This window comes from Streptomyces sp. NPDC107522 (genome assembly GCF_055657525.1).
Map to the genome: position 1 here is coordinate 77,547 of NZ_JBVKAU010000012.1, position 24,400 is coordinate 101,946.

At 69.9% G+C, this 24,400-nt stretch carries 19 protein-coding genes and 2 pseudogenes; 13 read left to right on the forward strand and 8 right to left on the reverse strand.

Annotated elements, in window-relative coordinates; all coding sequences use genetic code 11:
• The 4 genes and pseudogenes from ACZ7L6_RS31000 (at position 1) to ACZ7L6_RS31015 (ending at position 4,282) form a co-directional block, all read left to right on the forward strand.
• Positions 1-2,391 (forward strand): phosphoketolase family protein, encoded by a 2,391-nt coding sequence (locus ACZ7L6_RS31000; RefSeq protein ID WP_471929584.1) that lies wholly within the window; start codon positions 1-3, stop codon positions 2,389-2,391.
• Positions 2,392-2,470: 79 nt separating this feature from the next.
• Positions 2,471-2,734: pseudogene (locus tag ACZ7L6_RS31005) on the forward strand (type I glyceraldehyde-3-phosphate dehydrogenase); the annotation flags it as partial.
• A gap of 299 nt (positions 2,735-3,033) precedes the next feature.
• A complete protein-coding gene (locus tag ACZ7L6_RS31010; RefSeq protein WP_471929586.1) occupies positions 3,034-3,765 on the forward strand; it encodes a CBS domain-containing protein in 732 nt (243 codons plus the stop codon).
• Positions 3,766-3,781: 16 nt separating this feature from the next.
• Entirely contained in the window at positions 3,782-4,282 is a 501-nt protein-coding gene (locus ACZ7L6_RS31015; protein ID WP_471929588.1) for a flavodoxin domain-containing protein, read from the forward strand.
• A gap of 376 nt (positions 4,283-4,658) precedes the next feature.
• Here the strand turns inward: ACZ7L6_RS31015 and ACZ7L6_RS31020 are convergent, their stop codons facing one another.
• Entirely contained in the window at positions 4,659-5,123 is a 465-nt protein-coding gene (locus ACZ7L6_RS31020; RefSeq protein WP_471929590.1) for a pyridoxamine 5'-phosphate oxidase family protein, read from the reverse strand.
• A 439-nt stretch (positions 5,124-5,562) separates the two neighbouring features.
• Here ACZ7L6_RS31020 and ACZ7L6_RS31025 point away from each other — a divergent pair, with 439 nt between their 5' ends.
• The gene (locus ACZ7L6_RS31025) at positions 5,563-7,290 is read left to right on the forward strand and encodes a sensor histidine kinase (RefSeq protein WP_471929592.1); all 1,728 of its coding nucleotides are present in this window, start codon (positions 5,563-5,565) and stop codon (positions 7,288-7,290) included.
• Positions 7,291-7,318: 28 nt separating this feature from the next.
• On the opposite strand, the pseudogene ACZ7L6_RS31030 reads toward ACZ7L6_RS31025, so the two are convergent.
• A pseudogene (locus ACZ7L6_RS31030) lies at positions 7,319-7,507 on the reverse strand (threonine dehydratase); the annotation flags it as partial.
• A gap of 151 nt (positions 7,508-7,658) precedes the next feature.
• Between ACZ7L6_RS31030 and ACZ7L6_RS31035 the strand changes: the two are divergent.
• On the forward strand, positions 7,659-8,585 hold the full coding sequence (locus ACZ7L6_RS31035) for a hypothetical protein (RefSeq protein WP_471929594.1): 927 nt from the start codon (positions 7,659-7,661) through the stop codon (positions 8,583-8,585).
• Between the two features lie 26 nt (positions 8,586-8,611).
• On the opposite strand, the gene ACZ7L6_RS31040 is transcribed toward ACZ7L6_RS31035, so the two are convergent.
• From ACZ7L6_RS31040 to rhaI, 6 genes are all read right to left on the reverse strand, one after another.
• Complete coding sequence (locus tag ACZ7L6_RS31040) at positions 8,612-9,331, reverse strand: LutC/YkgG family protein (protein WP_471929596.1); 720 nt, start codon at positions 9,329-9,331, stop codon at positions 8,612-8,614.
• Positions 9,328-10,806: a LutB/LldF family L-lactate oxidation iron-sulfur protein gene (locus ACZ7L6_RS31045; protein WP_471929598.1), complete on the reverse strand. Its 1,479-nt coding sequence runs from the start codon at positions 10,804-10,806 to the stop codon at positions 9,328-9,330. Before ACZ7L6_RS31045 ends, ACZ7L6_RS31040 begins: the two co-directional genes overlap by 4 nt.
• The gene (locus ACZ7L6_RS31050) at positions 10,803-11,558 is read right to left on the reverse strand and encodes a (Fe-S)-binding protein (protein ID WP_471929600.1); all 756 of its coding nucleotides are present in this window, start codon (positions 11,556-11,558) and stop codon (positions 10,803-10,805) included. The genes ACZ7L6_RS31045 and ACZ7L6_RS31050 overlap by 4 nt, the downstream gene beginning before the upstream one ends.
• Before the next feature lie 71 nt (positions 11,559-11,629).
• A complete protein-coding gene (locus ACZ7L6_RS31055; RefSeq protein ID WP_471929863.1) occupies positions 11,630-13,066 on the reverse strand; it encodes a rhamnulokinase in 1,437 nt (478 codons plus the stop codon).
• 8 nt (positions 13,067-13,074) lie between these two features.
• Positions 13,075-15,114: a bifunctional aldolase/short-chain dehydrogenase gene (locus ACZ7L6_RS31060; protein WP_471929602.1), complete on the reverse strand. Its 2,040-nt coding sequence runs from the start codon at positions 15,112-15,114 to the stop codon at positions 13,075-13,077.
• A 160-nt stretch (positions 15,115-15,274) separates the two neighbouring features.
• Positions 15,275-16,435 (reverse strand): L-rhamnose isomerase, encoded by a 1,161-nt coding sequence (rhaI, locus tag ACZ7L6_RS31065; RefSeq protein ID WP_471929604.1) that lies wholly within the window; start codon positions 16,433-16,435, stop codon positions 15,275-15,277.
• Positions 16,436-16,718: 283 nt separating this feature from the next.
• On the opposite strand from rhaI, the gene ACZ7L6_RS31070 reads away from it, so the two are divergent.
• The 7 genes from ACZ7L6_RS31070 (at position 16,719) to ACZ7L6_RS31100 (ending at position 24,393) form a co-directional block, all read left to right on the forward strand.
• Positions 16,719-18,236, forward strand: coding sequence for a sugar ABC transporter ATP-binding protein (locus ACZ7L6_RS31070; protein WP_471929606.1), 1,518 nt, complete (start codon positions 16,719-16,721; stop codon positions 18,234-18,236).
• Positions 18,233-19,273 (forward strand): ABC transporter permease, encoded by a 1,041-nt coding sequence (locus tag ACZ7L6_RS31075; RefSeq protein WP_471929608.1) that lies wholly within the window; start codon positions 18,233-18,235, stop codon positions 19,271-19,273. The genes ACZ7L6_RS31070 and ACZ7L6_RS31075 overlap by 4 nt, the downstream gene beginning before the upstream one ends.
• On the forward strand, positions 19,266-20,255 hold the full coding sequence (locus tag ACZ7L6_RS31080; RefSeq protein ID WP_471929610.1) for an ABC transporter permease: 990 nt from the start codon (positions 19,266-19,268) through the stop codon (positions 20,253-20,255). The genes ACZ7L6_RS31075 and ACZ7L6_RS31080 overlap by 8 nt, the downstream gene beginning before the upstream one ends.
• A gap of 124 nt (positions 20,256-20,379) precedes the next feature.
• A complete protein-coding gene (gene rhaS / locus ACZ7L6_RS31085) occupies positions 20,380-21,462 on the forward strand; it encodes a rhamnose ABC transporter substrate-binding protein (RefSeq protein ID WP_471929612.1) in 1,083 nt (360 codons plus the stop codon).
• Between the two features lie 17 nt (positions 21,463-21,479).
• Positions 21,480-21,800, forward strand: coding sequence for an L-rhamnose mutarotase (locus tag ACZ7L6_RS31090; RefSeq protein ID WP_003995764.1), 321 nt, complete (start codon positions 21,480-21,482; stop codon positions 21,798-21,800).
• A gap of 49 nt (positions 21,801-21,849) precedes the next feature.
• Positions 21,850-23,280, forward strand: coding sequence for a BNR repeat-containing protein (locus ACZ7L6_RS31095; RefSeq protein ID WP_471929614.1), 1,431 nt, complete (start codon positions 21,850-21,852; stop codon positions 23,278-23,280).
• Between the two features lie 87 nt (positions 23,281-23,367).
• On the forward strand, positions 23,368-24,393 hold the full coding sequence (locus tag ACZ7L6_RS31100; protein ID WP_471929616.1) for a LacI family DNA-binding transcriptional regulator: 1,026 nt from the start codon (positions 23,368-23,370) through the stop codon (positions 24,391-24,393).
• The last annotated feature ends 7 nt before the right edge of the window (positions 24,394-24,400 follow it).

Consider the following 24,400-nt stretch of genomic DNA (forward strand, 5'->3'; position numbering starts at 1 on the left):
ATGTCCAAGGTGGAACACCAGAACGCCACCGCACTTTCCGAACTCCCCGACGACGAACTGCGCACCCTGGACGCCCACTGGCGGGCCGCAAACTACCTCGCCGCGGGCCAGATCTATCTGCTGGCGAACCCGCTGCTGACCGAGTCCCTCACGCCCGAGCACATCAAGCCGCGGCTGCTCGGCCACTGGGGCACCTCACCAGGGCTGAACCTCGTGTACACGCACCTCAATCGCGTCATCAAGGCGCGCGAACTCGACGCGCTGTGCGTGTGGGGTCCCGGGCACGGCGGGCCGTCGGTGCTCGCCGGGTCCTGGCTGGACGGCAGCTACAGCGAGATCTACCCGGACGTCTCACGCGACGCAGAAGGCATGGAGCAACTGTTCCGGCAGTTCTCGTTCCCCGGCGGTGTGCCGAGCCATGTCGCGCCGGAGGTCCCGGGGTCCATCCATGAGGGTGGCGAGCTCGGCTACTCGCTCGCCCACGCCTACGGCGCCGCCTTCGACAACCCGGACCTGCTGGTCGCCTGTGTGATCGGCGACGGCGAGGCGGAGACCGGACCGCTGGCCGCCTGCTGGCACTCCAACAAGTTTCTCGATCCGGTCCATGACGGCGCGGTCCTGCCGATCCTGCACCTCAACGGCTACAAGATCGCCAACCCGACCGTGCTGTCCCGGCTGCCGGAGGCCGAACTCGACCAGCTCCTGCGGGGATACGGATACGAGCCGCTCCACGTCACCGGCGACGAGCCCGTCGCCGTCCACCGTGCCATGGCGCGCGCATTCGACGAGGCACTGGACCGTATCGCCCTGATGCAGCGCTCCGCCCGCGACGACGGCGTCACCGAGCGCGTGCACTGGCCGGTGATCGTCCTGCGCACGCCGAAGGGCTGGACCGGCCCCGCCGAGGTCGACGGACTGCAGGTGGAGGGAACCTGGCGTGCCCACCAAGTGCCGCTGGCCGGCGTACGGGAACACCCGGAGCACCTGCGGCAGTTGGAGGCGTGGCTGCGCTCGTACCGCCCCGAGGAGCTCTTCCACCCGGACGGCCGCCCCGTCGCCGACGTCCTCGCCTGCGTTCCGGAAGGCTCCCGACGGCTGGGCGCCACCCCGCACGCCAACGGCGGACTCCTCGTGCGTGACCTGCCCATCCGCGCTCTGGACTCCTTCGCCGTACCCGTCGACAAGCCGGGCACGACCCTGCACGAGCCGACTAGGGTCCTCGGCGACCTCCTGGAACAGGTCATGAACGACACCCGCTCCCGCCGGGACTTCCGGATCGTAGGCCCCGACGAGACCGCCTCCAACCGGCTCCAAGCCGTCTTCGACGCCAGCGGAAAGGCCTGGCAAGCAGGCACCCTTCCCGTCGACGAACATCTGGACCGGCACGGCCGCGTGCTGGAGATCCTCTCCGAGCACACCTGCCAGGGCTGGCTGGAGGGCTATCTCCTCACCGGCCGGCACGGGCTGTTCTCCTGTTACGAGGCCTTCGTCCACATCGTCGACTCCATGGTCAACCAGCACATCAAGTGGCTGAAGACGTCGCGGGAGCTGCCGTGGCGCGCCCCGATCGCCTCCCTGAACTACCTGCTCACGTCGCACGTGTGGCGCCAGGACCACAACGGCTTCTCCCACCAGGACCCCGGCTTCGTCGACCACGTCCTCAACAAGAGCCCCGAAGTCGTACGGGTCTATCTGCCGCCGGACGCCAACACGCTCCTCTCCGTCGCCGACCACGCCCTGCGCAGCCGCGACTACGTCAATGTGATCGTGGCCGGCAAGCAGCCCTGTTTCGACTGGCTGTCCATGGACGCCGCCCGCGCCCATTGCGCGCGCGGGGCCGGCATCTGGGACTGGGCCGGCACCGAGAACGGCGGCGAACCGGACGTCGTCCTCGCCTGCGCCGGCGACGTGCCCACCCAGGAGGTGCTGGCCGCCGCCCAACTGCTCCGCCGTCACCTGCCCGGCCTGGCCGTGCGCGTGGTCAACGTCGTCGACATGACCCGGCTGCTGCCGCGCGAGGAGCACCCGCACGGCATGACCGACTTCGAGTACGACGGCCTGTTCACGACGGACAAGCCGGTGATCTTCGCCTACCACGGCTACCCCTGGCTGATCCACCGCCTCGCCTACCGCCGCACCGGCCATCCGAACCTGCACGTGCGCGGCTACAAGGAGTCCGGCACCACGACCACACCGTTCGACATGGTCGTCCGCAACGACCTCGACCGCTACCGCCTCGTCATGGACGTCATCGACCGGGTCCCCGGCCTCGCGGTGCGCGCCGCCGCCGTACGGCAGCAGATGGCCGACGCCCGCGCACGCCACCACGACTGGATCCGCGAGCACGGCACCGACCTGCCCGAGGTCGCCGACTGGGCCTGGAACGCCTGAACCAGCCTGCTCCCGGAAGGGGTTCGCCATCATGACCGTACGCGTCGGCGTCAACCGCTTCGGCTGCATCGGCCACACCCTCCTGAACTGTGAGGCGAGCGTGGACGAGATCAACGAGGCGTTCGCCACAGGCGCCGCCGAGGGACTGCTCTACGGCATCCTGCGCATCTCCAAGGCGCCGATCGTCTCCCGCGACGTCATCGGCGACCCCGCCTTCGGCGTCTGCGACCCGGCTCTCACGCAGACCAACGGAACCCTGGTCAAGGTCTTCGGCTGGTACGACAACGAGCGGGGCTACACCAACCGGCTCCTCGACCTCAGGGCCCTCGTGGCCGAGGCCTGACGCAGCTCGAGAGGGCCGGTGCCGCCGATCACCGGCCCTTTGCCGCACCAGGGACCACCCAGCGGCAGACGCTGGGCCGACCGGCCCCGGGTATACCCGGACAGCCCATGGGCCCCCTCGCCGATCCGCTGGATGCTCGAAGTGCGAAGGCGGCCGACCTTACGCAGCTCGCCCAGGCCGGCTGCAACCCAGTCCTTGCGACACCGGGCCGGGTCACCGTGCTCGACGCACGTGTCCGCCTGCTGCCGCGTCGGCCCCACGACCCCTGTCTGCGCCGCCTGCGCTGAGGAGGACCAGCCATGAAGCACAACAAGGTCGGCTCCGTGATGACCAGTGACGTCGTCCGGGCCGAGTACGGCACCCCGTTCAAGGAGGTCGCGCGGCTGCTCGCCGGCCACCGGATCAGCGGACTGCCCGTCGTCGACGAAGACGACAAGGTGATCGGCGTCATCTCCGAAACGGACCTGATGGCGCGCCAAGCAGCGACTCCCCACCCCTACGAACCGAAGCGCCGCTTCCGACTGGCCGACATGACGCGCAGCGCCCGGCAGCAGGCCGCGAAGGCCAAAGCCCGCACCGCAGGTCAGCTGATGACCGCACCCCCGGTCACCGTGCACGCCGACGACACCATCATCGAGGCCGCCCGGACCATGGCCCAGCGGCGCGTGGAACGGCTGCCCGTCCTCGACGAGGCGGACCGCCTGGTCGGCATCGTCACCCGGCGCGACCTGCTCCAGGTCTTCCTGCGCCCCGACAGGGAGATCCGCGACGAGATCGTCCAGGAGGTCCTGATACGCGCACTGTGGCTGCTACCGCCCAGCATCGAGGTCTCCGTCGCGGAAGGGGTCGTCACCCTCAGCGGCCGGACGGAACGCAAGAGCGAGACGGACATCGCTGTCTCGATGACCCGCCAGATCGACGGCGTGGTCTCAGTGGTCAGCCGGCTCACCTGGAGCCTGGACGACACGAAGCAGCGGCCCGACGAGCCGGCACTGCAGGGCGTGGCCGACGACTGGCTGCGCCGGCTCTGAGAGGAGGTGGACCACCATGACGGGCAACGTGCTGGTGGCCTACGGAACAACCAACGGATCGACCGCGCAGATCGCCGAAGCCATCGCCGACGTCCTGCGCAAGGACGGGCTCACGGCTGATGCCGTGCCCGCCCGGACCGTGGCGAGCGTGTCCTCGTACGACGCCGTCGTCGTCGGCGGCGGACTGTACGCCGGACGCTGGCACAAGGACGCTCGCCGCTTCGTCCGGCGGCACGGCCGGGATCTCGCCGAACGGCCGCTCTGGCTCTTCAGCAGCGGCCCTCTCGACCCCTCGGCCTCCGAGCGGGACATCCCGCCGGTGCCCGGGGTGAAGAAGGCCATGGTGCGACTGGAAGCCAGGGAGCACATCACCTTCGGAGGCTGCCTGGAGGACGGTGCGAAGGGGTGGGTGGCCGGGATGATCCTGCGCTCAGGGAAAGGCGGAGACTTCCGGGACTTCACCGCGATCGAGGAGTGGGCGAGGCGTGTAGCCGCCGAGCTCACGGCTGGTGATTAGCCGACGAAGCGGACGACCCTGGTACCGGGACAGCGGGCACCAGGGTCGTTTCTCGAGGGCTTGTTGAGAAGTTCGAGGCTTGCCAAGAGGGCACCAGGGCGACGGGGCACATGGCTTCGCGCAGCAGCGCCGCGCGACCGGCTCCGGCTCGCCCCCTGAGCCCCGTCCCACGACCACCGGCCCGGCTCTCGCGGACAGCTGGACCAGAGCCTGGACCAGGCCGGTCCGGCGTCCTCCAAGGAAGCCGTCGTCATCGGATCCACCACGGAGCCCGCCCGGGCCGGTCGCGTACGCTCTCCTCGCCCATCGCACCGAGCCGTTGTCGTTGTTCCCGGCGGCTGACCGGTACCTCTCGCATGTGCCGCTCGGGCGTCGTTCAGGCCTCGTCCGAGCTGCCGTCTGCACTGAGCAGGACGCCCGTGACCAGGTCCGTCCGGATGCGGATCGCCTGGTCCATGGCCTGCTCCACCCACGGCCGCACCAGCGCTCGACAGCGGGCCAGGTCGTCGGGATCGGTCACCAGCCGGGCGTACCCGGTCACCACCACACTCCAGCCGAGATGCGTCTGCGGGTCGATGGCGTCCGCTTCGTAGGCGACGACGACACCCGGGTCCCCGGCCCGCTGGGCGTGCGAGGTCAGGGCAGCGCCCTCATGGGTGCGGATGACGATGTCACCGCCGTCCAGAGCGTGGTTGACCGGGCGCACGGTCGGCAGCGCGTGCCGGGTGAAGACGATCCTCCCCAGGGACACGCTGCCGAGCAGCCGCAGCGCCTCGGCACCGTCGAGCTCGATGCGGCGGCGAGGTCCTGCCAGGATCGGCCGATTGTCGTCGTGGACCATGACTGACTTCCGTTGAGGTGCGTTGCTCACTGTCTGGCGCGTGGCTCGGTCTGCGCTTGGTCTGCTTGCGGGCGGAGCGACACCGCGGGGGATCGGTGCCGCTCCTGCCTCCACTGTCTCCCGGGCCACGACCCGTTCCAAGGGCCGATGGGCCCCGATGTGGACCAGACGGCCCACGCCGTCCAGGTCGATCGTCTCGAACGGTGAGGCGGGGCCATGACGCTGCGCTCCTAGGGCTCGGCGGTCTCGCCCGGCCCTTCGGTTCGGCTTTTCGGTTCGGTCCTTGCCGAGCCGTGAAGGCGTGGTGCCCGGCGAGGGCGGCCACCGGACCACGTACCGCTGGATCCGATGCCATACCCTCACGCGCCGTGGACCGGTAGCGTGACCCATATCCGGAGCGGCCGGTGCCCGCCCGCCCAGGTGACCGGAGGAGACGCAGGTGGGAAGCCCCGAGGAGCCGTGGGAAGCCCGCGTACGGCTGCCGCAGCTGAGGCTGGACGAGCTGCTCGAAGAGCTCCAGGCACGGCTGGACGCGGCCCGCGGTACCCGTGACCGGGTACACAGCCTGCTGGAGGCGGTGCTGTCCGTCGGCCGCGAGCTGGATCTGGAACAGGCCCTGCGCAGCATCGTCGAGGCCGCCGCGGTGCTGGTCGACGCCGAGTACGCCGCCCTCGGCGTGATCGGACCGGATGGCAAGCGGCTCTCCGCCTTCCACACGGTCGGGGTCACCGAGGACCAGATCGGCCGGATCGGCCACTTCCCGGAGGGACATGGCATCCTCGGCGAGCTGATCCGCCGTCCCGAGCCGTTGCGCCTGGGGAAGATCTCCGAGCACCCGGCCTCGTACGGCTTCCCGCCCAACCACCCGCCGATGAACACGTTCCTCGGCGTTCCCATCCGGGTGCGCGACCAGGTCTTCGGCAACCTGTACCTGACCGAGAAGCGGGGCGGAGCGCAGTTCGACGAGGAGGACGAGTCGGTCCTGTCCACCCTGGCCGTGGCGGCCGGAGTCGCGATCGACAACGCCCGCCTGTACGAGGACTCCCGGCTGCGGGAGCGCTGGTTGCGTGCGAACGCGGAGATCACCCACACCTTGATGTCGGGTGGCGAGCGCGGCACGGTCCTGGGACTGATCGCCGACCGGGCCCGGGAGATCACCGGAGCGGCCCTGGCTCTGGTCGCGATGCCCGTGCAGGACACCGACTCGCTCGCCGTGGAACTCGCCGTCGGGCCGGACGCGGACACGCACCGGGCTCTGGTGATCCCCAGGGAGGGCAGTCTGATCGGCGAGGCGTTCGCCTCCGGCACGCCCGTCACCAGCACCGATGTGTCACATGACGAACGGGTGTCGTCAGCCCTCGCCCACTTCTCCGGGCTCGGACCGGCCGTCGCCGTACCGATCGGAACGGACTCCGGCGGGTTCCGGGGCGTCGTCCTGTTGGTCCGCGAGACCGGCCGGACGGTGTTCTCCGGTAAGGAGATCGAACCGTTGAAGGGCTTCGCGGCACAGGCGGCGATCGCGATGGAACTGGCGGAGCGGCGCGCGGACGCCGAGGAGGTCGCCGTGCTCAAGGACCGCGACCGCATCGCCCGCGACCTGCACGACCTCGCGATCCAGCGGCTGTTCGCCACGGGCATGACCCTGCAGAGCGCGGGCCGGTTCATCGAGCATCCCGAGGCTTCCGAGCGCGTGGTGCGCGCGGTGGACGACCTCGACGAGACCATCAAGATCATCAGGTCGACGATCTTCGGACTGCGTTCGCGGGAAGGCGCCGGCGAGGCCGGGCTTCGGGCGCGTGTGGTGCGGATCGTGGGCGAGGCGGCACCGGTGCTGGGCTTCGCGCCGAGTGTGCGGATGGAGGGGTTGGTGGAGACCTGGGTGCCGCGCGAGATCGCCGACCACTTGGTGGCCGTACTCTCCGAGGCACTCACCAACATCGCGCGGCACGCCCGCGCCGACCGTGCGGACATCGTCCTGACGGCCGATTCCCACCAGGTCCGCCTCACGGTGACCGACAACGGCGTCGGTGTCCCGGCCGACGGCCGGCGCAGCGGGCTGCGCAACATGGCGGAGCGGGCGCGGCAGTTGGGCGGGGAATTGCAGTTGAGCAGCCCCGATGGTGGCGGCACGACGTTGGTGTGGCGGGTGCCGGTACCGACAAAGTAGCCGGTCGCGGGCCTCCGCCTTCCTGACTTCCCATGGTTGCCGCGCCCTCGCAGGTCTCGATGTCCAGGCTGTCCTCGAGCAGCCGGATGCCGTCGTGGCGCACCATGGCCGCCGCCCGCTCGCGAGCCGTCTCGTGGTCGCCGTCCACCAGTTCCCGCCTGGTGTCCAGCGCGCGGATGCGATCAAGCTTGGCCGCAGTCACGAAGCGGGATGCCACCCAGTTGATGTGGTTCAGGCGGCGCTGAGCTCGGGGAGCCCGATCGTCTACATCCGACGGTGAGCGGAGGTCATGGCTCCGTGACGTCGGTGACCGTACTGGTGCCTTGCGTGGCTTCCCCGGTTGGGTCCGCCGGCGGTACAGGTAGCTCATGACGGACAGCGGGGGACGTCGCCATGCGTGGTGGCGGGGATTGCGGGAGTCGATCCAGGGGGCGGACACCGAGTTGTGGCCCGAAGGGCTGACGGAGGTCGTGCCGACCGGTTTCGAGCCTGCGTATGTGCAGTTCGGCGATCTCTATCCCGAACAGCAGCTGCAGTTGCAGCTTCTCTACGGCGCCTCGCAGCGCGCCTTCGAGCGCAGGACGCGCGTGTCGGCGCGGGTCACCGTGGTGCGGGTGCTCGGCAACGCTCTGAGTGATCCTCGGCTGGGCGATCCCAAGCCCAACGAGTACCTGACCGAGTATCTCGACCAGGAGATCGCCGACTTGAGGGGCCGGCTCGCGCAGGACAGCGCGACCGCCGTCAGCCGCGGGCTCAACATCGGACTCGCCATGGGCTCGGCCGTCGGCCTCGCGCTGCTCGCGGTTCCGCTGCTCTGGGGAGCCGACCTGCTCGGCGCCCTGGGCGTGATGCTGAACTGCACCAACCGCTGGAGCCTGCTGGGCGCGTTCGTGAGCGGTGGCGTCGGCGCGTTCGGGGCCGTGCTCAGTGTGCTCGTACGGCTGCGGGGAAGCGCGGACCAGCTGGCGCGCCGTCAGACCAACGGGCGCGAGGGCATCGTCGTCCCCGGCCAGATGGCCCGCAGCATGCGCCACGAGGGCGTCTACCGGGTGTTCGTCGGCTGGATCCTCGCCCTCGCCGTCTACTTCCTGCTCAGCGGCGGCATCATGACCGTCTTCGAGCCGCCCGCCACCACGGCCGAGATCTGCCTGGCCGGAAACCCGGGAGCGGCCGCCGCCGGCACCGAGTTCTGGGGCTTCTGGTGCGCCGTCGGCTTCGTGGCGGGCTTCAACGAACGGTGGGCCTTCGGCATCCTGAGCCGCGACTCGACGAGGCGACCGGGCAAGGGTTCCTGATCCTCCTACCGACTCCCGTCCGGCCGCTACGACGTGACGTCGGAACTCGCCGGATCAGCCTGACCGGCCACCAGCACCACCTCCAGGGTGCGCGGACCGTGCACCCCCTCGACCCGGTCCAGCTCGATGTCGCTGGTCGCCGACGGACCGGAGATCCACGTCGACGGGCGGGCCGGGTCGAGGCGTTCGAGGGCCTGCGGGACGGAGGAGACGACCTGGTCCGGGACCCGTACGACACAGATGTGGTGATCGGGGACGAGGGTGATACGGCGACGGCCCTGGTCGGGGGAGCCGTCCAGGACGAGGGTTCCGGTCTCGGCCACAGCGACCGCACACGCTGTGACCACGCTGTCGACCTGGTCCAGCTCGTGCGGCGTGCTCTTCGCCCGGTCCGCGATCCGCTCGGCATCGGTCGCCGCGAGCCACCCGGCCTCCAGCCCCGGCGGCACGAGCACCGTCTTCGCGCCGCGCGCGGCGAGCATCCCGGCGATGGTGGCGGGGAGATCGGCGGCGGTGCAGCGGTGCACGATCGCCCGGTAGTCCGCCAGGTTCTCGGCCAGCAGATCGACCGTCTCCTCGACACTCCGCTCCCCGTGCTCCCGCAGGTAGTCACGCGGAACCGCCTGCTCGTAGTGTGGGTCCCTCCCAGGCCGTTCAGGCACTGGGGGAGTGTCGTCCTGCCGTTCGTCCGGTACGTCGGCGAGAGCGCGCCGCACCCGTCCGAGAATCCGTTCCCTGCTGCTCACTTGGCGCCGTCCTTCCCGCCGTTCGTCCGCTGCCACCAGTCCCGGAACGGCTCCTTGGGCACCGCCGGCAGATCCCGGGTCCCGCTCCACGCCTTGCCCGGCCCCGGCAGCGACCGCGGATGCAGGCGCCGCGTGCGCGAGGCCAGCCGCTGACCGGCGCGCAGGGCGCCGGGACGGCTGAACGCCCAGCGCGCCGCCCGCATCGCGGCCCGCTCGGCGGCGTGCCCCTTCGCGGGTTTCAGCACCACCCTGTTGCCCTGTGCCGTCACCTGACCGCCCTCGACGACCCGTTCCCGCAGATGCACCAGCACCTCGGGGATGTCGATGGCGACCGGGCACACCTCGTAGCAGGCGCCGCACAGCGACGACGCGTACGGCAGCGAGGCGTCGATCTCGCTGGTCACGCCCCGGAGTTGAGGGCTGAGGATGGCGCCGATCGGCCCCGGGTAGACCGACCCGTACGCGTGCCCGCCGGCCCGCTCGTACACCGGGCAGACGTTCAGGCACGCCGAGCAGCGGATGCAGCGGAGGGCCTGGCGGCCGACCTCGTCGGCGAGTGTGTCGCTACGGCCGTTGTCGAGGAGGACCAGGTGGAAGTTGTGCGGCCCGTCCCCGTCGGTCGTACCGGTCCAGGTGGAGGTGTACGGATTCATGCGCTCGGCGGTGGAGGAGCGGGGGAGCGTCTGCAGGAACACCTCCAGGTCCCGCCAGGTGGGCACGATCTTCTCGATGCCGACGACCGAGATCAGCGTCTCGGGCAGGGTCAGGCACATCCGCCCGTTGCCCTCGGACTCCACGACCACCAGCGTGCCGGTCTCGGCGACCATGAAGTTGGCGCCGGAGATGCCGACCTTGGCCCGCAGGAACTTCTCACGGAGGTGCAGGCGCGCCGCCTCGGCGAGTTCGGCGGGTGTGTCGGTCAGGCCTTCCGGTGCCGGGCGGCCCCACTCGCCCATCTCGCTCCGGAAGATGTCCCGGATCTCGCCCCGGTTGCGATGGATGGCGGGGACGAGGATGTGCGAGGGCCGGTCCTTGCCCAACTGCACGATCAGCTCGGCGAGATCGGTCTCGTAGGCGCGGATGCCCTCCGCTTCGAGGGCCTCGTTGAGGCCGATCTCCTGGGTGGCCATCGACTTGACCTTGACGACCTCCGACTCACCGGTCGCCTTGACGAGATCGGCCACGATCCGGTTGGCCTCGTCGGCGTCGGCGGCCCAGTGGACGACGCCGCCCGCCGCCGTGACCGACTCCTCCAACTGCACGAGATACCGGTCGAGATGACGCAGCGTATGGTCCTTGATCCGCTTTCCGGCCTCGCGCAGTGCCGCCCAGTCCGACACCTCGGCGACGGCCTTCGCCCGCTTGGCGCGGATGGTGTGCGTGGCGTGGCGGAGGTTGCCGCGCAGGGTCGCGTCGTGCACGGCCTCGTGCGCGGCCTTCGGAAACGCCGGCATCCCGACGAACGTCCCACTCATACCGTCGGCTCCTCCTCCGTGCTCGCCAGGATCTCCGCGATGTGCACCGGCCGCATGCCCGTACTGAGCCGGGCCATGGTCCCGCCGATGTGCATCAGACAGGAGTTGTCGGCCGCGCACAGCACCTCGGCGCCCGTCGCCTCGGCGTTGCGCACCTTGTCCGCGCCCATCGCGGCCGAGACATCGGAGTTCTTGAGCGCAAAGGTGCCGCCGAAGCCGCAGCACTCCTCGGCCCCCGGCAACTCGACCAACTCGAGCCCCTTGACGGCCTGGAGCAGCCGCCGGGGCCGGTCGCCGAGACCGAGCCCGCGCAGGCCGTGGCAGGTCGGGTGGTACGTCACCTTGTGCGGGTAGTGGGCGCCCACGTCCGTCACCCCCAGCACGTCCACCAGGAACTCCGTGAGCTCGTACGTCTTCGGCACCACCGGCGCGAGAGTCGCAGCGAGCGTGTCGCCACGCCCCTCGGCCCGCGCCCGCTCACCCATCCGCGGATACAGCTCCCGCACCATCGCCCCGCACGACCCGGACGGGGTGACGATCGCCTCGTACTCCCCGAAGACATCGGAGAAATGCCGGGCGAGCGGCTCGGCCTCGTGCCGGTATCCGGTGTTGTAGTGGGCCTGCCCGCAACAGGTCTGCGCCATCGGGAAGTCGACCTCGACGCCCAGCCTGGTCAGCAGTTTCACCACGGCGCGCCCGGTGTCCGGATAGAGCGTGTCGTTGACACAGGTCAGGAACAGGGCGACACGCATCGCGGCTCCTTGTGATCGATCATCGGATGAGTGCAGGGTAGTGCGGGCGCGCGGCCCGGGGGAGACCCCGCTCACCGTCGGGTGAGCCGGGTCTCCGCCTCGTCCCAGCGTGCCGCGTCCCCCCGCGGCTCGTACCGCGTCAACGGCTGCGTACGGGTGAGCAGGCGCCGACCGTCCGCGAGGTCGCCGACCAGCCCGTGGGCACGCGCCTGGACGAGGACGTTCCCGAGGGCGGCGGCCTCGGTCGGGCCGGCCACCACCGGCAGCCCGCAGGCGTCGGCGGTCAGCTGGCACAGCAGGGCGTTGCGGGTCCCACCGCCGACGACATGCACGACGTCGACGGGATGGCCGGCCAGCCGCTGCGCGTCCGCGATCGCCCTGCGGTGCGCGAGAGCGAGCGAGTCGAGGATGCACCGCGTGATCTCGGCGGGCGAGGCGGGCACCGGCTGCCCCGACGCCCGGCACGCCTCGGCGATCCGCTCCGGCATCCGCCCCGGCGCCAGGAACGCCGCGTCGCCCGCGTCCACGACCGACCGCAGCGCCGGCACCTTGGACGCGTCGAGCAGCAGCCCGCCCAGGTCGGGGTCGCCCCAGGCCCGTACGCACTCCTGGAGCAGCCACAACCCCATGATGTTCCGCAGATACCGGACCGTGCCGTCCAGCCCCAGCTCATTGGTGAAGTTGGCGGCCCGGCTCTCCTCGGTCAGCACGGGGGCGGTCAGCTCCAGCCCCGCCAGAGACCAGGTACCGGTGCAGATGTACGCGAACCGCTCGCCGTCCGCCGGGACGGCGGCCACGGCGGACGCGGTGTCGTGCGAGCCGACCGCCGTGACCGGCACGGGACCGGCGAGCCCGGTCTCCTCCAGCACCTCGTCACGCAGCAGCCCCGCGGGATCGCCGGGTTGCCTGAGCGGCGCGAACACGTCCAGGCCGATGCCCAGCCGGGAGGCGATGTCGTACGACCATTCGCGCGTCCGTGGGTCGATGAGCTGGGTGGTGGAGGCGTTGGTGAGCTCGGTGCCCTGCTCGCCGGTGAGCCAGTACGTCAGCAGGTCGGGGATGAGCAACAGGCGCCGGGCGTGGGCCAGTTGCTGTGTCTCACGGGCTGCCGTCAGCTGGTACAGGGTGTTGAAGGGGGCGTACTGCAGGCCCGTCGCCGCGTACAGTTCGGCGGCCGGTACGGTCGCCCACACCTTCTCCGCGACGCCCTCGGTCCGCGAGTCCCGGTAGTGCACGGGGTTGCCGAGCAGCGCCCCGTCGGCGTCGAGCAGACCGTAGTCCACGGCCCAGCTGTCGATGCCGACGGAGTCGACCTGTCCGGCCGACTTCAGCCCCTCCAGGACACCCGCGTACAGGGCGAGCACGTCCCAGCGCAGCCCTTCCGGTACCCGGACCGGCCGGTTCGGGAAGCGGTGCGCCTCGCTCAGCTCCAGCGAGTCCGGGCCGACACGGCCGACCATGACACGCCCGCTGGACGCGCCGAGGTCGACCGCGGCGTACGACTTCACGGCCGCGCTCACCGCAGGAAGGCGGCCGCGACGCCGGCGTCGACCGGGATGTGCAGCCCGGTGGTGTGGGTGAGGTCGCCGCCGGTCAGGGCGAAGACGGCGTTGGCGACATGGTCCGGGAGCACCTCGCGCTTGAGGATGGTCCGCTGGGCGTAGAACTCACCCAGCTTCTCCTCCTCGACCCCGTACACGGCGGCACGCTGGGCACCCCACCCACCGGCGAAGATCCCCGACCCGCGCACGACACCGTCCGGGTTGACGCCGTTGACACGGATGCCGTGCTCGCCGAGCTCGGCGGCCAGCAGCCGCACCTGGTGGGCCTGGTCGGCCTTGGTGGCCGAGTAGGCGATGTTGTTGGGCCCGGCGAAGACGGCGTTCTTCGAGGCGATGTAGACGATGTCGCCGCCCAGCCCCTGCGCGGTCATCACGCGCGCCGCCTCCCTCGACACGAGGAAGGAACCGCGCGCCATGATGTCGTGCTGGAGGTCCCAGTCCTTGGCCGAGGTCTCCAGCAGCGGCTTCGAGATGGAGATCCCGGCGTTGTTGACGACCAGGTCAACCCCGCCGAAGGCCAGCACGGCAGCCTTGAAGGCGTCGGCGATCTGCTCCTCGGAGGTGACGTCGACGGTCACGGCGACGGCCTTGTCGGGCCCGCCGAGCTCCTCGGCGACGGCCTGGGCGTTGTCACCGTTGAGGTCGGCCACGACCACACAGGCGCCCTCGCCGACGAGCCGACGCGCGATGGCCTTCCCGATCCCGCTGCCGGCACCGGTCACCAGGGCCACCCGGGTCGCCAGCGGCTTGGGCTTCGGCATCCGCTGAAGCTTGGCCTCCTCGAGCGCCCAGTACTCGATCCGGAACTTCTCGGACTCCTCGATGGGCGCGTACGCAGAGACTGCCTCGGCGCCCCGCATCACATTGATGGCGTTGACGTAGAACTCACCCGCGACCCGGGCGGTCTGCTTGTCCTTGCCGAAGCTGAACATGCCGACCCCCGGCACGAGCACGATCGCCGGGTCGGCGCCGCGCATGGCGGGGGAGTCGGGCTCGGCGTGCCGCTGGTAGTAGGCGGCGTACTCCTCCCGGTACTCGGCGTGCAGCTCCTTGAGCCGGGCGATCGCCTCGTCCAGCGGCGCGGTCGGCGGCAGATCGAGGACCAGCGGCCGCACCTTGGTCCGCAGGAAGTGATCCGGGCACGAGGTGCCGAGCGCGGCCAGCCTCGGGTGCTCGGCCCGCGCGACGAAGTCGAGCACGACCTCGGAGTCGTTGAAGTGCCCGACCTGAGGCCTGTCCTGAGAGGCGATCGCCCGGATGTACGGCGCCAGGGCGGCGGCCCGCTCCCGCCGCTCGCCCTCGGGAAGCGCCGCGTACCCCTCGATCACCGGCCCGAAGGGCTCAGCCCTCCCCTTCTCCGCGAGGAAGGCCTCGGCGGTCCGGATGATGTGCAGCGAGTTCCGCTCACACTCCTCGGAGGTGTCACCCCAGGCGGTGATGCCGTGCCCCCCGAGGATGCACCCGATGGCCTGCGGATTGGCGGCCTTCACGGCGGCGATGTCGAGCCCCAGCTGGAACCCGGGCCGCCGCCACGGCACCCACACCACGCTGTCCCCGAAACACTCCGCGGTCAGCTTCTCCCCGTCGGCGGCACAGGCGAGCGCTATCCCGGAATCGGGGTGCAGATGATCGACGTGCGCGGCCTCGACGAGCCCGTGCATGGCGGTGTCGATGGACGGAGCGGCCCCACCCTTGCCGTGCAGGCAGTAATCAAAGGCGGCGACCATCTCGTCCTCACGCTCGACGCCCGGATAGACGTCGACGAGCGCCCGCATACGGTCCAGCCGCAGCACGGCCAGCCCGCCCTCGGTGAGAGTGCCGAGGTCGCCCCCGGACCCCTTGACCCACATCAGCTCGACGTCACCACCGGTGACGGGGTCGGTGTCGATGCCTTTGGCGGACGCGTTTCCGCCGGCGTAGTTGGTGTTGCGGGGGTCGGAGCCGAGCCGACGGGAGCGAGCGAGGAGGGCGGCGGCTTCGGGATGGGGAGCCATGTGGTTTCAGTCCTTAGGTGAAGAGTCCGTACGTGTTCCAGAGGGGCCCATTGGGGGCGTGGGGATCAGGCGCGCAGCGCCGATCCCACAGGGGCGCGGGGGACTGCGCGACCAGCCACACACGGCCCGCACCCCGCAGACAACAGAACTCGGCAGACGCTTACGCCCCCCACCCGGCCTGCTCCCCACCAACCCGATCAGCCACGATCTTCTCGGCCCACCCGGACCGGCGGTACGCGGCAATGGGGTCGCCATCGAGACCCATCTCTTCCCGCACCTCGGCAAGCAGCGGCCGCACGTCCGTGTTGTACGCATCCATGAGCACGGCGTTGGCGCCGAGCACATCGCCGGCCTGCTGGGCTGCGGCCAACGCCTCCCGGTCAACGAGCAGCGCCTTCGCCGTGGCCTCCTGCACGTTCATCACCGACCGGATGATCGCCGGAATCTTCGCCTCGATGTTGTGGCACTGGTCGAGCATGAACGCGACCTCGGGCGAGAACCCACCCCCACGCACGACCTCGTACATGATCCGGAACAACTGGAACGGATCCGCGGCCCCGACCATCAGGTCATCGTCCGCATAGAACCGAGAGTTGAAGTCGAACCCCCCGAGCTTCCCCTCCCGCAGCAGCGTCGCGACGATGAACTCGATGTTGGTCCCGGGAGCGTGATGCCCGGTGTCGACAACGACCTGCGCCTTCTCGCCGAGCTTGAGGCAGTGCGCATACGCCGTCCCCCAGTCCGGCACATCGGTCGTGTAGAACGCCGGCTCGAAGAACTTGTACTCCAGCAGCATCCGCTGCCCGTCCCCGAGCCGCTCATACACCTCGGCCAGCCCCTCGGCCAGCCGATCCTGCCGCGCCCGAACATCATCCTGGCCGGGATAGTTCGTGCCGTCCGCGAACCACAGCTTCAGATCCCGCGACCCCGTCGCGTCCATGATGTCGACGCACTCCAGCAGGTGATCGACGGCCTTGCGCCGCACCACCGCATCCGGATGACAGATGCTGCCCAGCTTGTAGTCGTCGTCCTGGAAGGTGTTGGAGTTGATCGCCCCCAGCTTCACGCCCCGCTCCTCGGCGAACTTCGCCAGCGCGGCATAGTCGTCGACCTTGTCCCACGGGATGTGCAGCGCGACGGTCGGCGCAACTCCGGTGAACGCGTGCACCTTTGCCGCGTCCTCCAACTTCTCCCGCGGCGTGCGTGGAACGCCCTGCTGGGCGAAGACCTTGAACCGCGTCCCCGAGTTCCCGTACGCCCACGACGGCGTTTCGACTGCCTGGGTCTTGAGTGCGGCCTTCACCGCGGCGAGCTCGGTCACTGAGGGCTCCTGTGACGTCGGAACGGAGATCAGACGGAAGTCTTCTGAAAGCGCTTCGCTGTGAAACGATTCAAGACGGGAACGTATGAGCCGCCCGGAGGGGTGTCAAGCCCCGCGACCAAGGCTCTTTCTCGTGACTCGGCCGTGACCTTCGTTCATCGAAATTTTTTCGACACGGACCCATTGACGTGACATGCGCTCCATGCCTAACGTCCCGGCAACCAAGTTGAAACCTTTCACGACGCCGAGAGGCCCGTCCCGCCGGCGTCGTCGAGGAGCCCCCATGACCCACCCGTCCACCACGGGTCCGGCCCCGGTTCTGGCGCTCAGGGACATCTCGAAGTCCTTCGGCGCGGTCCGCGCCCTGCGGGACGTCTCCCTGGAGCTGTTTCCCGGGGAGGTGCACGCCCTCGCCGGCGAGAACGGCGCGGGCAAGTCGACCCTGATCAAGACGCTCGCCGGCGTGCACCGGCCCGACGCGGGCCAGGTGCTGCTCGACGGAGCGCCCGTCGTCTTCCACGGCCCCGGTGACGCCCGCGACGCCGGCATCGCCGTGATCTACCAGGAGCCGACCCTCTTCCCCGACCTGTCGATCGCCGAGAACATCTTCATGGGCCGCCAGCCGCGCCGCGCCCTCGGCCGCATCGACCACAAGGCCACCCACGAGGCGACGCTGGCGCTGATGCAGCGCCTCGGCGTCGAGCTCGACCCCGACCGCCCCGCCCGCGGACTGTCCATCGCGGACCAGCAGATCGTCGAGATCGCCAAGGCGCTCTCCTTCGACGCCCGCGTCCTGATCATGGACGAGCCCACCGCCGCCCTCACCGGCAGCGAGGTCGCCCGTCTCTTCGGCGTCGTCCGCACCCTGCGCGAACAAGGCGCCGCCGTCCTGTTCATCTCCCACCGGCTCGAGGAGATCTTCCAGATCTGCCGGCGGGTCACGACGTTGCGCGACGGCGCCTGGATCGCCAGCGAGCCGCTGGACGGCATGACCGAGGACGACCTGGTCCGCCGGATGGTCGGCCGCGACCTCGACGAGCTGTACCCCAAGCAGGACGTGAAGCCGGGCGAAGTCGCCCTGAGCGTGCGCCGGCTGACCCGCGAGGGCGTCTTCACCGACGTCTCCTTCGATGTACGGCGCGGAGAGATCGTCGGCCTCGCGGGGCTCGTCGGCGCGGGCCGAACCGAGGTCGCGCGGGCCGTGTTCGGCATCGACCGCTGGGACGCCGGCGAGGTCTCCGTCGGCGGCAAGGCCCTGATCAACGGCGCCCCGTCCACCGCCATGGCCTCCGGCCTCGCACTCGTCCCCGAGGACCGGCGCGCCCAGGGCCTGGTGATGGACATGTCCATCGAGCGCAACATCGGCCTCACCGGCCTTCGTACGACCGTCAAGGCCGGCCTGATGGACCGCGGCGCCGAACGCAGCCGCTCCCTCGACTGGGCCGTCAAGCTCCAGGTCAAGTACGCCCGCATCGCCGACGCCGTGTCGACCCTGTCCGGCGGCAACCAGCAGAAGGTCGTCCTCGCCAAGTGGCTCGCCACCGGCCCCAAGGTGCTGATCGTCGACGAGCCCACCCGTGGCATCGACGTCGGCACCAAGGCCGAGGTGCACCGGCTGCTCAGCGAGCTGGCCGCCGACGGCGTGGCTGTCCTGATGATCTCCTCCGACCTGCCCGAGATCCTCGGTATGGCCGACCGCGTGCTCGTGATGCACGAGGGCCGCCTCACCGCCGAGATCCCACGCTCCGAAGCCACCGAGGAAACCGTGATGGCCGCAGCCACGGGGAGGGCCGCCGCATGACGGTGACCACCCCGAACCAAGCCCCCGTCGCCGACGTGCCCAAGTCCAGCGGCACGCGGCTCGTCGACCGCGTGTTCAAGATGCGCGAACTCGCCATCCTGGTCGTCTTCGTGGTGATGATCGTCGTCACCCAACTGGGCAACAGCGAATTCCTCACCGAGCAGGGCATCAAGGACCTGCTCCTGAACGCGACGATCCTCGTCCTGGTCGCCACGGGCCAGTCCCTGGTGGTGATCACGAGGAACGTCGACCTGTCCGTCGGCTCCACGCTCGGCATCAGCGCCTTCGCCGCCGGTACGTATCTCCAGGGCGGCGGGAACCCGGTCGTGGCCGTGCTCCTGGCGGTCCTGATGGGCATCGGCTTCGGCCTGCTGAACGGCCTCCTCGTCAGCCTCGGCCAGGTGCCCGCACTCGTGGTCACCCTCGGCACGCTCTACATCATCCGAGGCATCGACTCGATCTGGGTCGGCTCCCGGCAGATCACGGCGGCCGACCTTCCGGACGGCTTCGTCGACTTCGGCTCGGGCGGCGTCTCCGCGGTGCCGTGGCTGGCGCTTATCGCCCTCGCCGTCCTGGTGGCGACCGCGTACTACCTCAAGCAGTACGGCAGCGGCCGGGAGTTGTACGCCCTCGGCTCCAACCCGGAGGCCGCCCGCCTCGCCGGTATCCCGGTGCGCAAGCGGATCCTGGCCGCGTACACCTTCTGCGGTGCGCTGGCCGGACTCGCGGGCGCCATGTACCTGGCCCGCTTCGGCAACGTCGACTCCGGCACGGGCAACGGCTACGAACTCACCGTCGTCAGCGCGGTCGTCGTCGGCGGCGTCGTCTTCACCGGCGGCTCCGGCAGCGTCTACGGCGCGGCCCTCGGCGCGCTGCTGCTGACCTCCATCAACAGCGTGCTGCCCGCCCTCGGTGTCAGCTCCGTCTGGGTGCTTGCGATCAACGGCATCCTGCTCCTCCTCGCCATCGCCGTCGACCGGATCGTCGCGGTGCGCGTGGCCTCCGCCCTGAAGAAGAGGAACGCCCGTCATGGCTGACTTCTCCCTGAGCCGAGCGATCCGCTGGGACACCGTCGTGGGTGCGCTTCTGATCGTCGTGCTCCTGCTGTCCTTCGGAACGGTCGATGGTTTCGGAAACGCTCTCAACCTGTCGTTCCTGATCGGGAACACTCTTCCGATCGCTTTGATCGCGCTGCCGGTGACGCTCCTGGTCGTCTCGGGCGAGATCGATCTCTCGGTCGCCTCCACCGCCGGTCTCTCCGGCGCCGTGATGGGCGCCCTGTGGAACCAGGGCATGACGATCGAAACGATCATTCCGATCTGTCTGCTGCTCGGCGTGGTGTGCGGGTTGATCAACGGTCTGCTGGTGACCAGGCTGGGCCTGCCGTCCCTCGCCGTCACCATCGGCACGCTCGCCGCCTACCGCGGCATCGCGCAGATCGTGCTCGGCTCGGACGCGGTGACCGACTTCCCGACGCAGTACCTGGACTTCGCGGCCGGACGCATCGGCGACACGTTCATCCCGTACGCCTTCCTGCCCTTCCTCGTCCTGCTCGCGATCGCCGTGGTCGCGCTGCACGCCACCCCGTTCGGGCGGTCGATCTTCGCGACCGGCGCCAGCGAGGAGGCCGCCCGCTTCGCCGGCATCCGCGTCAAGCGGCAGAAGCTGATCCTGTTCACGGTGACGGGGCTGATGGCCTCGCTCACCGGAATCTTCTGGGCGCTGCACTACGCCAGTGCGCGGTACGACAACGCCACGGGGTTGGAACTCTCCGTCGTGGCTGCGGTGTTGCTGGGCGGCATCGACTTCGACGGTGGCAAGGGCACGTTGGGCGGTGCGATCGCCGGGGTGTTCCTGCTGGGCGCGCTGCAGAACGTCATGAGCCTCCAGGACGTCTCCGCGCAGTCGCAGATCGTCGTCACCGGCGTACTGCTCGTTCTCTCGGTTCTCGGTCCTCGGGTCGCTCGGCAGATCGCCGTCGCGCGGGCGGGCCGTAGAGCGCAATCACTCGGCTCGTAAGGCCGTCCCCGATCTGCCGGCCGTCTGTGGCTGGTCGCGCCCACGCGGCGGTAGCCGCATATCGAAACAGCCCCGCGCCCCTGAAGGGGCGCTACCTCTCACCCTTCGTTAAAAGGAACCCGCCATGCGCAAGTCATCCCTCCGCCGTACCTGCGCGGCCCTCGCCGCCGGAACCTCCCTCGCCCTGGCCCTCACCGCCTGCGGCGGCACCACCAAGGAGGACGTCAAGAGCGAGGGCGCCTCCGCCGCCTCCGCCGGGAAGGCCGACCCGAACGCCGAGCTGAAGAAGGGGCTGACCGTCGGCTTCCTGCCCAAGCAGGTCAACAACCCCTACTTCACCTCCGCCGACAAGGGCGGCGAGGCGGCCCTGAAGGAGCTGGGCTCCAGCTACAAGGAGGTCGGCCCGTCCAGCGCGACGGACACCGCCGGGCAGGTGTCGTACGTCAACACGCTCACCCAGCAGCAGGTCGACGCGATGGCCGTCTCCGCGCAGGACCCGGGCGCCCTGTGCACCGCGCTCAAGCAGGCCATGAAGAACGGCATCAAGGTCGTCACCTACGACTCCGACACCACCGCCGACTGCCGCAACGCCTTCGTCTCGCAGGCCTCCGCCGAGGACCTCGGCCGCACCGAGGTGCAGCTGCTCGCCGAGCAGATCGGCTACAAGGGCGAGATCGCGATCCTGTCCGCCGCGCAGACCGCGACGAACCAGAACGTCTGGATCGACTTCATGAAGAAGGAGCTGGAGGACCCCAAGTACAAGGACATCAAGCTCGTCAAGGTCGCCTACGGTGACGACGACGCCCAGAAGTCCTTCCAGCAGACCCAGGGCCTGCTCCAGGAGTACCCGAACCTGAAGGGGATCATCTCCCCGACCACCGTCGGCATCAAGGCCGCCGCCCAGTACCTGTCGGGCTCCAAGTACAAGGGCAAGGTCAAGCTGACCGGCCTCGGCACCCCGAACGACATGCGCAAGTACGTCAAGAACGGCACGGTCGAGGGCTTCGAGCTGTGGGACCCGGCGAAGCTGGGTGAGCTGGCCGCCCGTACCGCCGTCGCGCTGGTCTCCGGGCAGATCACCGGCAAGGAGGGCGAGACCTTCAAGGCCGGCGACATGGGCGAGTTCACCATCGGCAAGGACGGTGTGATCAGCCTCGGCAAGCCGACCGTCTTCGACGCCAAGAACATCGACCAGTACAACTTCTGACATCCGGAGGGTTGTTGATGCAGCGCGTGTGCTTCCTGCTGAAGGTCAGGGCGGACCGCCTCGACGAGTACCGCGAGCGGCACGCCGCCGTGTGGCCCGAGATGCTCGACGCATTGCGGGCCACCGGGTGGCACAACTACTCGCTCTTCCTGCGTGAGGACGGCCTGCTGGTCGGCTACCTGGAGACCGAGGACTTCGCAGCCGCTGTGGCCGGTATGGAAGCCACCGACGTCAACGCCCGCTGGCAGGCGGAGATGGCGCCGTTCTTCGAGTCGTTGGACGGCGCCCGGCCCGACGAGGCCATGAAACCGCTCACGGAAGTGTTCCACCTCGCCTGACCCCTGAAGGTTCCATCCCCGCACCTCGCCGACAACGGAGTCCCCCGAGATGAAGAGACGCACGCTGCTGAGCGCCGCCCTCGCCGGAGCCGTCATGACCCCCGCCCTCGCCGCCGGCACCGCCCGCGCCGCCGACCCCGGCCCCTCGGTCACCCTGACCGGCACCACCACGCTCGACACCCAGGCCATCTTCTTCGTCTCGTACGACGGCCTGGTCAACAACAACTCGTTCCAGAAGAACGGCCTGCTGACCTACAAGGGCTACCAGTACGCGGTCTGGTACACCGCCGACCGCAACGCCGTCGTCGGCCGCCGCGTCCTCGGCTCCAGCACCTGGTCCACCGTCAAGGTCGGGCACACGCTCCGCTACAACGACTCCCACAACGTGATCTCCATGGGCGTCTCCAAGGTCGACGGCCGTCTCCACCTCAACATGGACTCGCACAGCGACGGCTTCACCTACGTCAAGTCGGTCGCGGGTCTCATGGACAACCCGGCCGGCCTGAGCTGGACCGCGAGCCGCTTCGGCGCCCCCCAGTCCACCCTGGACGGGCTCGCCCTCACCTCGCAGTTCACCTACCCGCAGTTCATCTCGACCCCCGAGGGCAAGCTGCAGCTCAGCTACCGGGTGGCCGTCTCCGGCAACGGCCGCAACGCCCTCGCCGAGTACAACGGCTCGACCTGGACCAACCTCGGCGAGTGGTCCAGCTCCACCGGCACGTACACCAGCGAGCACGGCTCCTCCACGGCCCGCAACATGTACCTGCACGGCATCGACTACGACAAGAACGGCCGGCTGCACTCCTTCTTCACCTGGCGCGAGCAGAACGGCGCCGTGATGTGCTCCAGCGGCGGCATCACCAACCACGACACCGGCTACGTCTACTCCGACGACCGCGGCCGCACCTGGCGCAACAACGCGGGCACCGTCGTCGGCACCACCGGCGGCTCCGACAAGGTCGCCGTCACCGACGGCGGGCTGGTGATCGACGCGCTCAACCCGGACCACTCCCTGATGAACCAGGAGAGCCAGTTCACCGACTCCGCGGGCCTGCCGCACGCGATCATCAGCTACGTACCGGGCCGCTTCGGTCAGTGCACCACGAACTACGTCGCCGACCGCACCGCCAACGGCCGCGCCTTCCACGTCCGCAAGAACTCCTCCGGCACCTGGCAGAAGACCGAGATCCCGGTCCCGCTGAACTCCAGCCAGCGCACCAAGCTGATCCTGGACAAGTACGACAACGCGTACGCGATCTTCCCGTTCTGCCGCATCGCCGGAGCCTCCAAGGCCTCCGGGTACACGGACTGGACGATGCTGTACGACGGCGTCACCGCCGGGCTGAACGCCTTCGGCGAGGTCGTCATCGACGAGACGCGGGTCGGACAGGACAACTTCCTGTCGATCATGTACCAGGAGAAGTCCAGCGGTACGACGCCCTCGGCGCTGCGTAACCTCAACTTCCGCCTGCCTGCCTGATCGCAGCCGTTGTGGGCGGCTTGACGGTAATGTGAAGGCCTTCCCGCCGCCCCACGTCGTACACGTCTTCCTGGAGGTCTCTGCCCGATGACCCAGTCGGTGGGTATCAAGGACGTCGCCCGCGCCGCCGGAGTCTCCGTCGGCACGGTCTCGAACGTCATCAACCGTCCGGACACGGTCGCGACCGAGACCCGGGCGCGGGTGCAGTCCGCGATAGACCGGCTGGGCTATGTCCGCAGCGAGTCCGCGCGCCAGCTGCGCGCGGGCCGCAGCCGGATCATGGGGCTGCTCGTCCTCGACATGGGCAACCCCTTCTTCGTCGACGTGGCGCGCGGCGCCGAGCGGGCCGCGCGCGAGGCCGGGCTCGGCGTGATGGTCTGCAACAGCGCGCAGAGTCCGAGCGAGGAGGCCGACTATCTGTCGCTCTTCGCCGAGCAGCGGGTGCGGGGCGTCCTGCTGACCCCCGCCGACGCCACCGGCCGCAACATCGAGACGTTTCGGCGGCACAACATCCCCTTCGTCCTCGTCGACCGGGTCGCCGAGGGCACCACCGAGTGCTCGGTCTCCGTCGACGACGTCGCGGGCGGCGCACTCGCCGTACGGCATCTCGTCGACGCCGGACACCGCTCCATCGCGTACGTCAGCGGCCCGCCCGGCCTCAACCAGGTCCGCGACCGCCGCACGGGCGCCCTGAAGGCGCTGGAGGAGGCCGGCCTCGGCCCCGAGCACCTGCGCGAACTGCCCACCGAGCGGCTCGACGTCGCCGCGGGCCGGGACGCCGGCGCCCGCCTGCTCGGTCTCGCCGAGCGCCCCTCCGCCGTCTTCTGCGCCAACGACCTGCTCGCCCTCGGCGTGCTCCAGGCCATGTACGCCGCGGGCGTCGGCGTCCCCGACGACCTGGCGATCGTCGGCTACGACGACATCGAGTTCGCGGCCGCCGCGGCCGTCCCCCTCACCTCCGTACGGCAGCCCGCGGTCACCATGGGCACCCTCGCCGCGGAGATGCTGCTGGAGGAGACGGAGGAGGAGACCGGGGCGAAGAAGCACGAGCACCGGCGCGTCGTCCTCCAGCCCGAGCTGGTCGTGCGGCGGTCCAGCCTGTCGGCCCGCTGATCCGGGG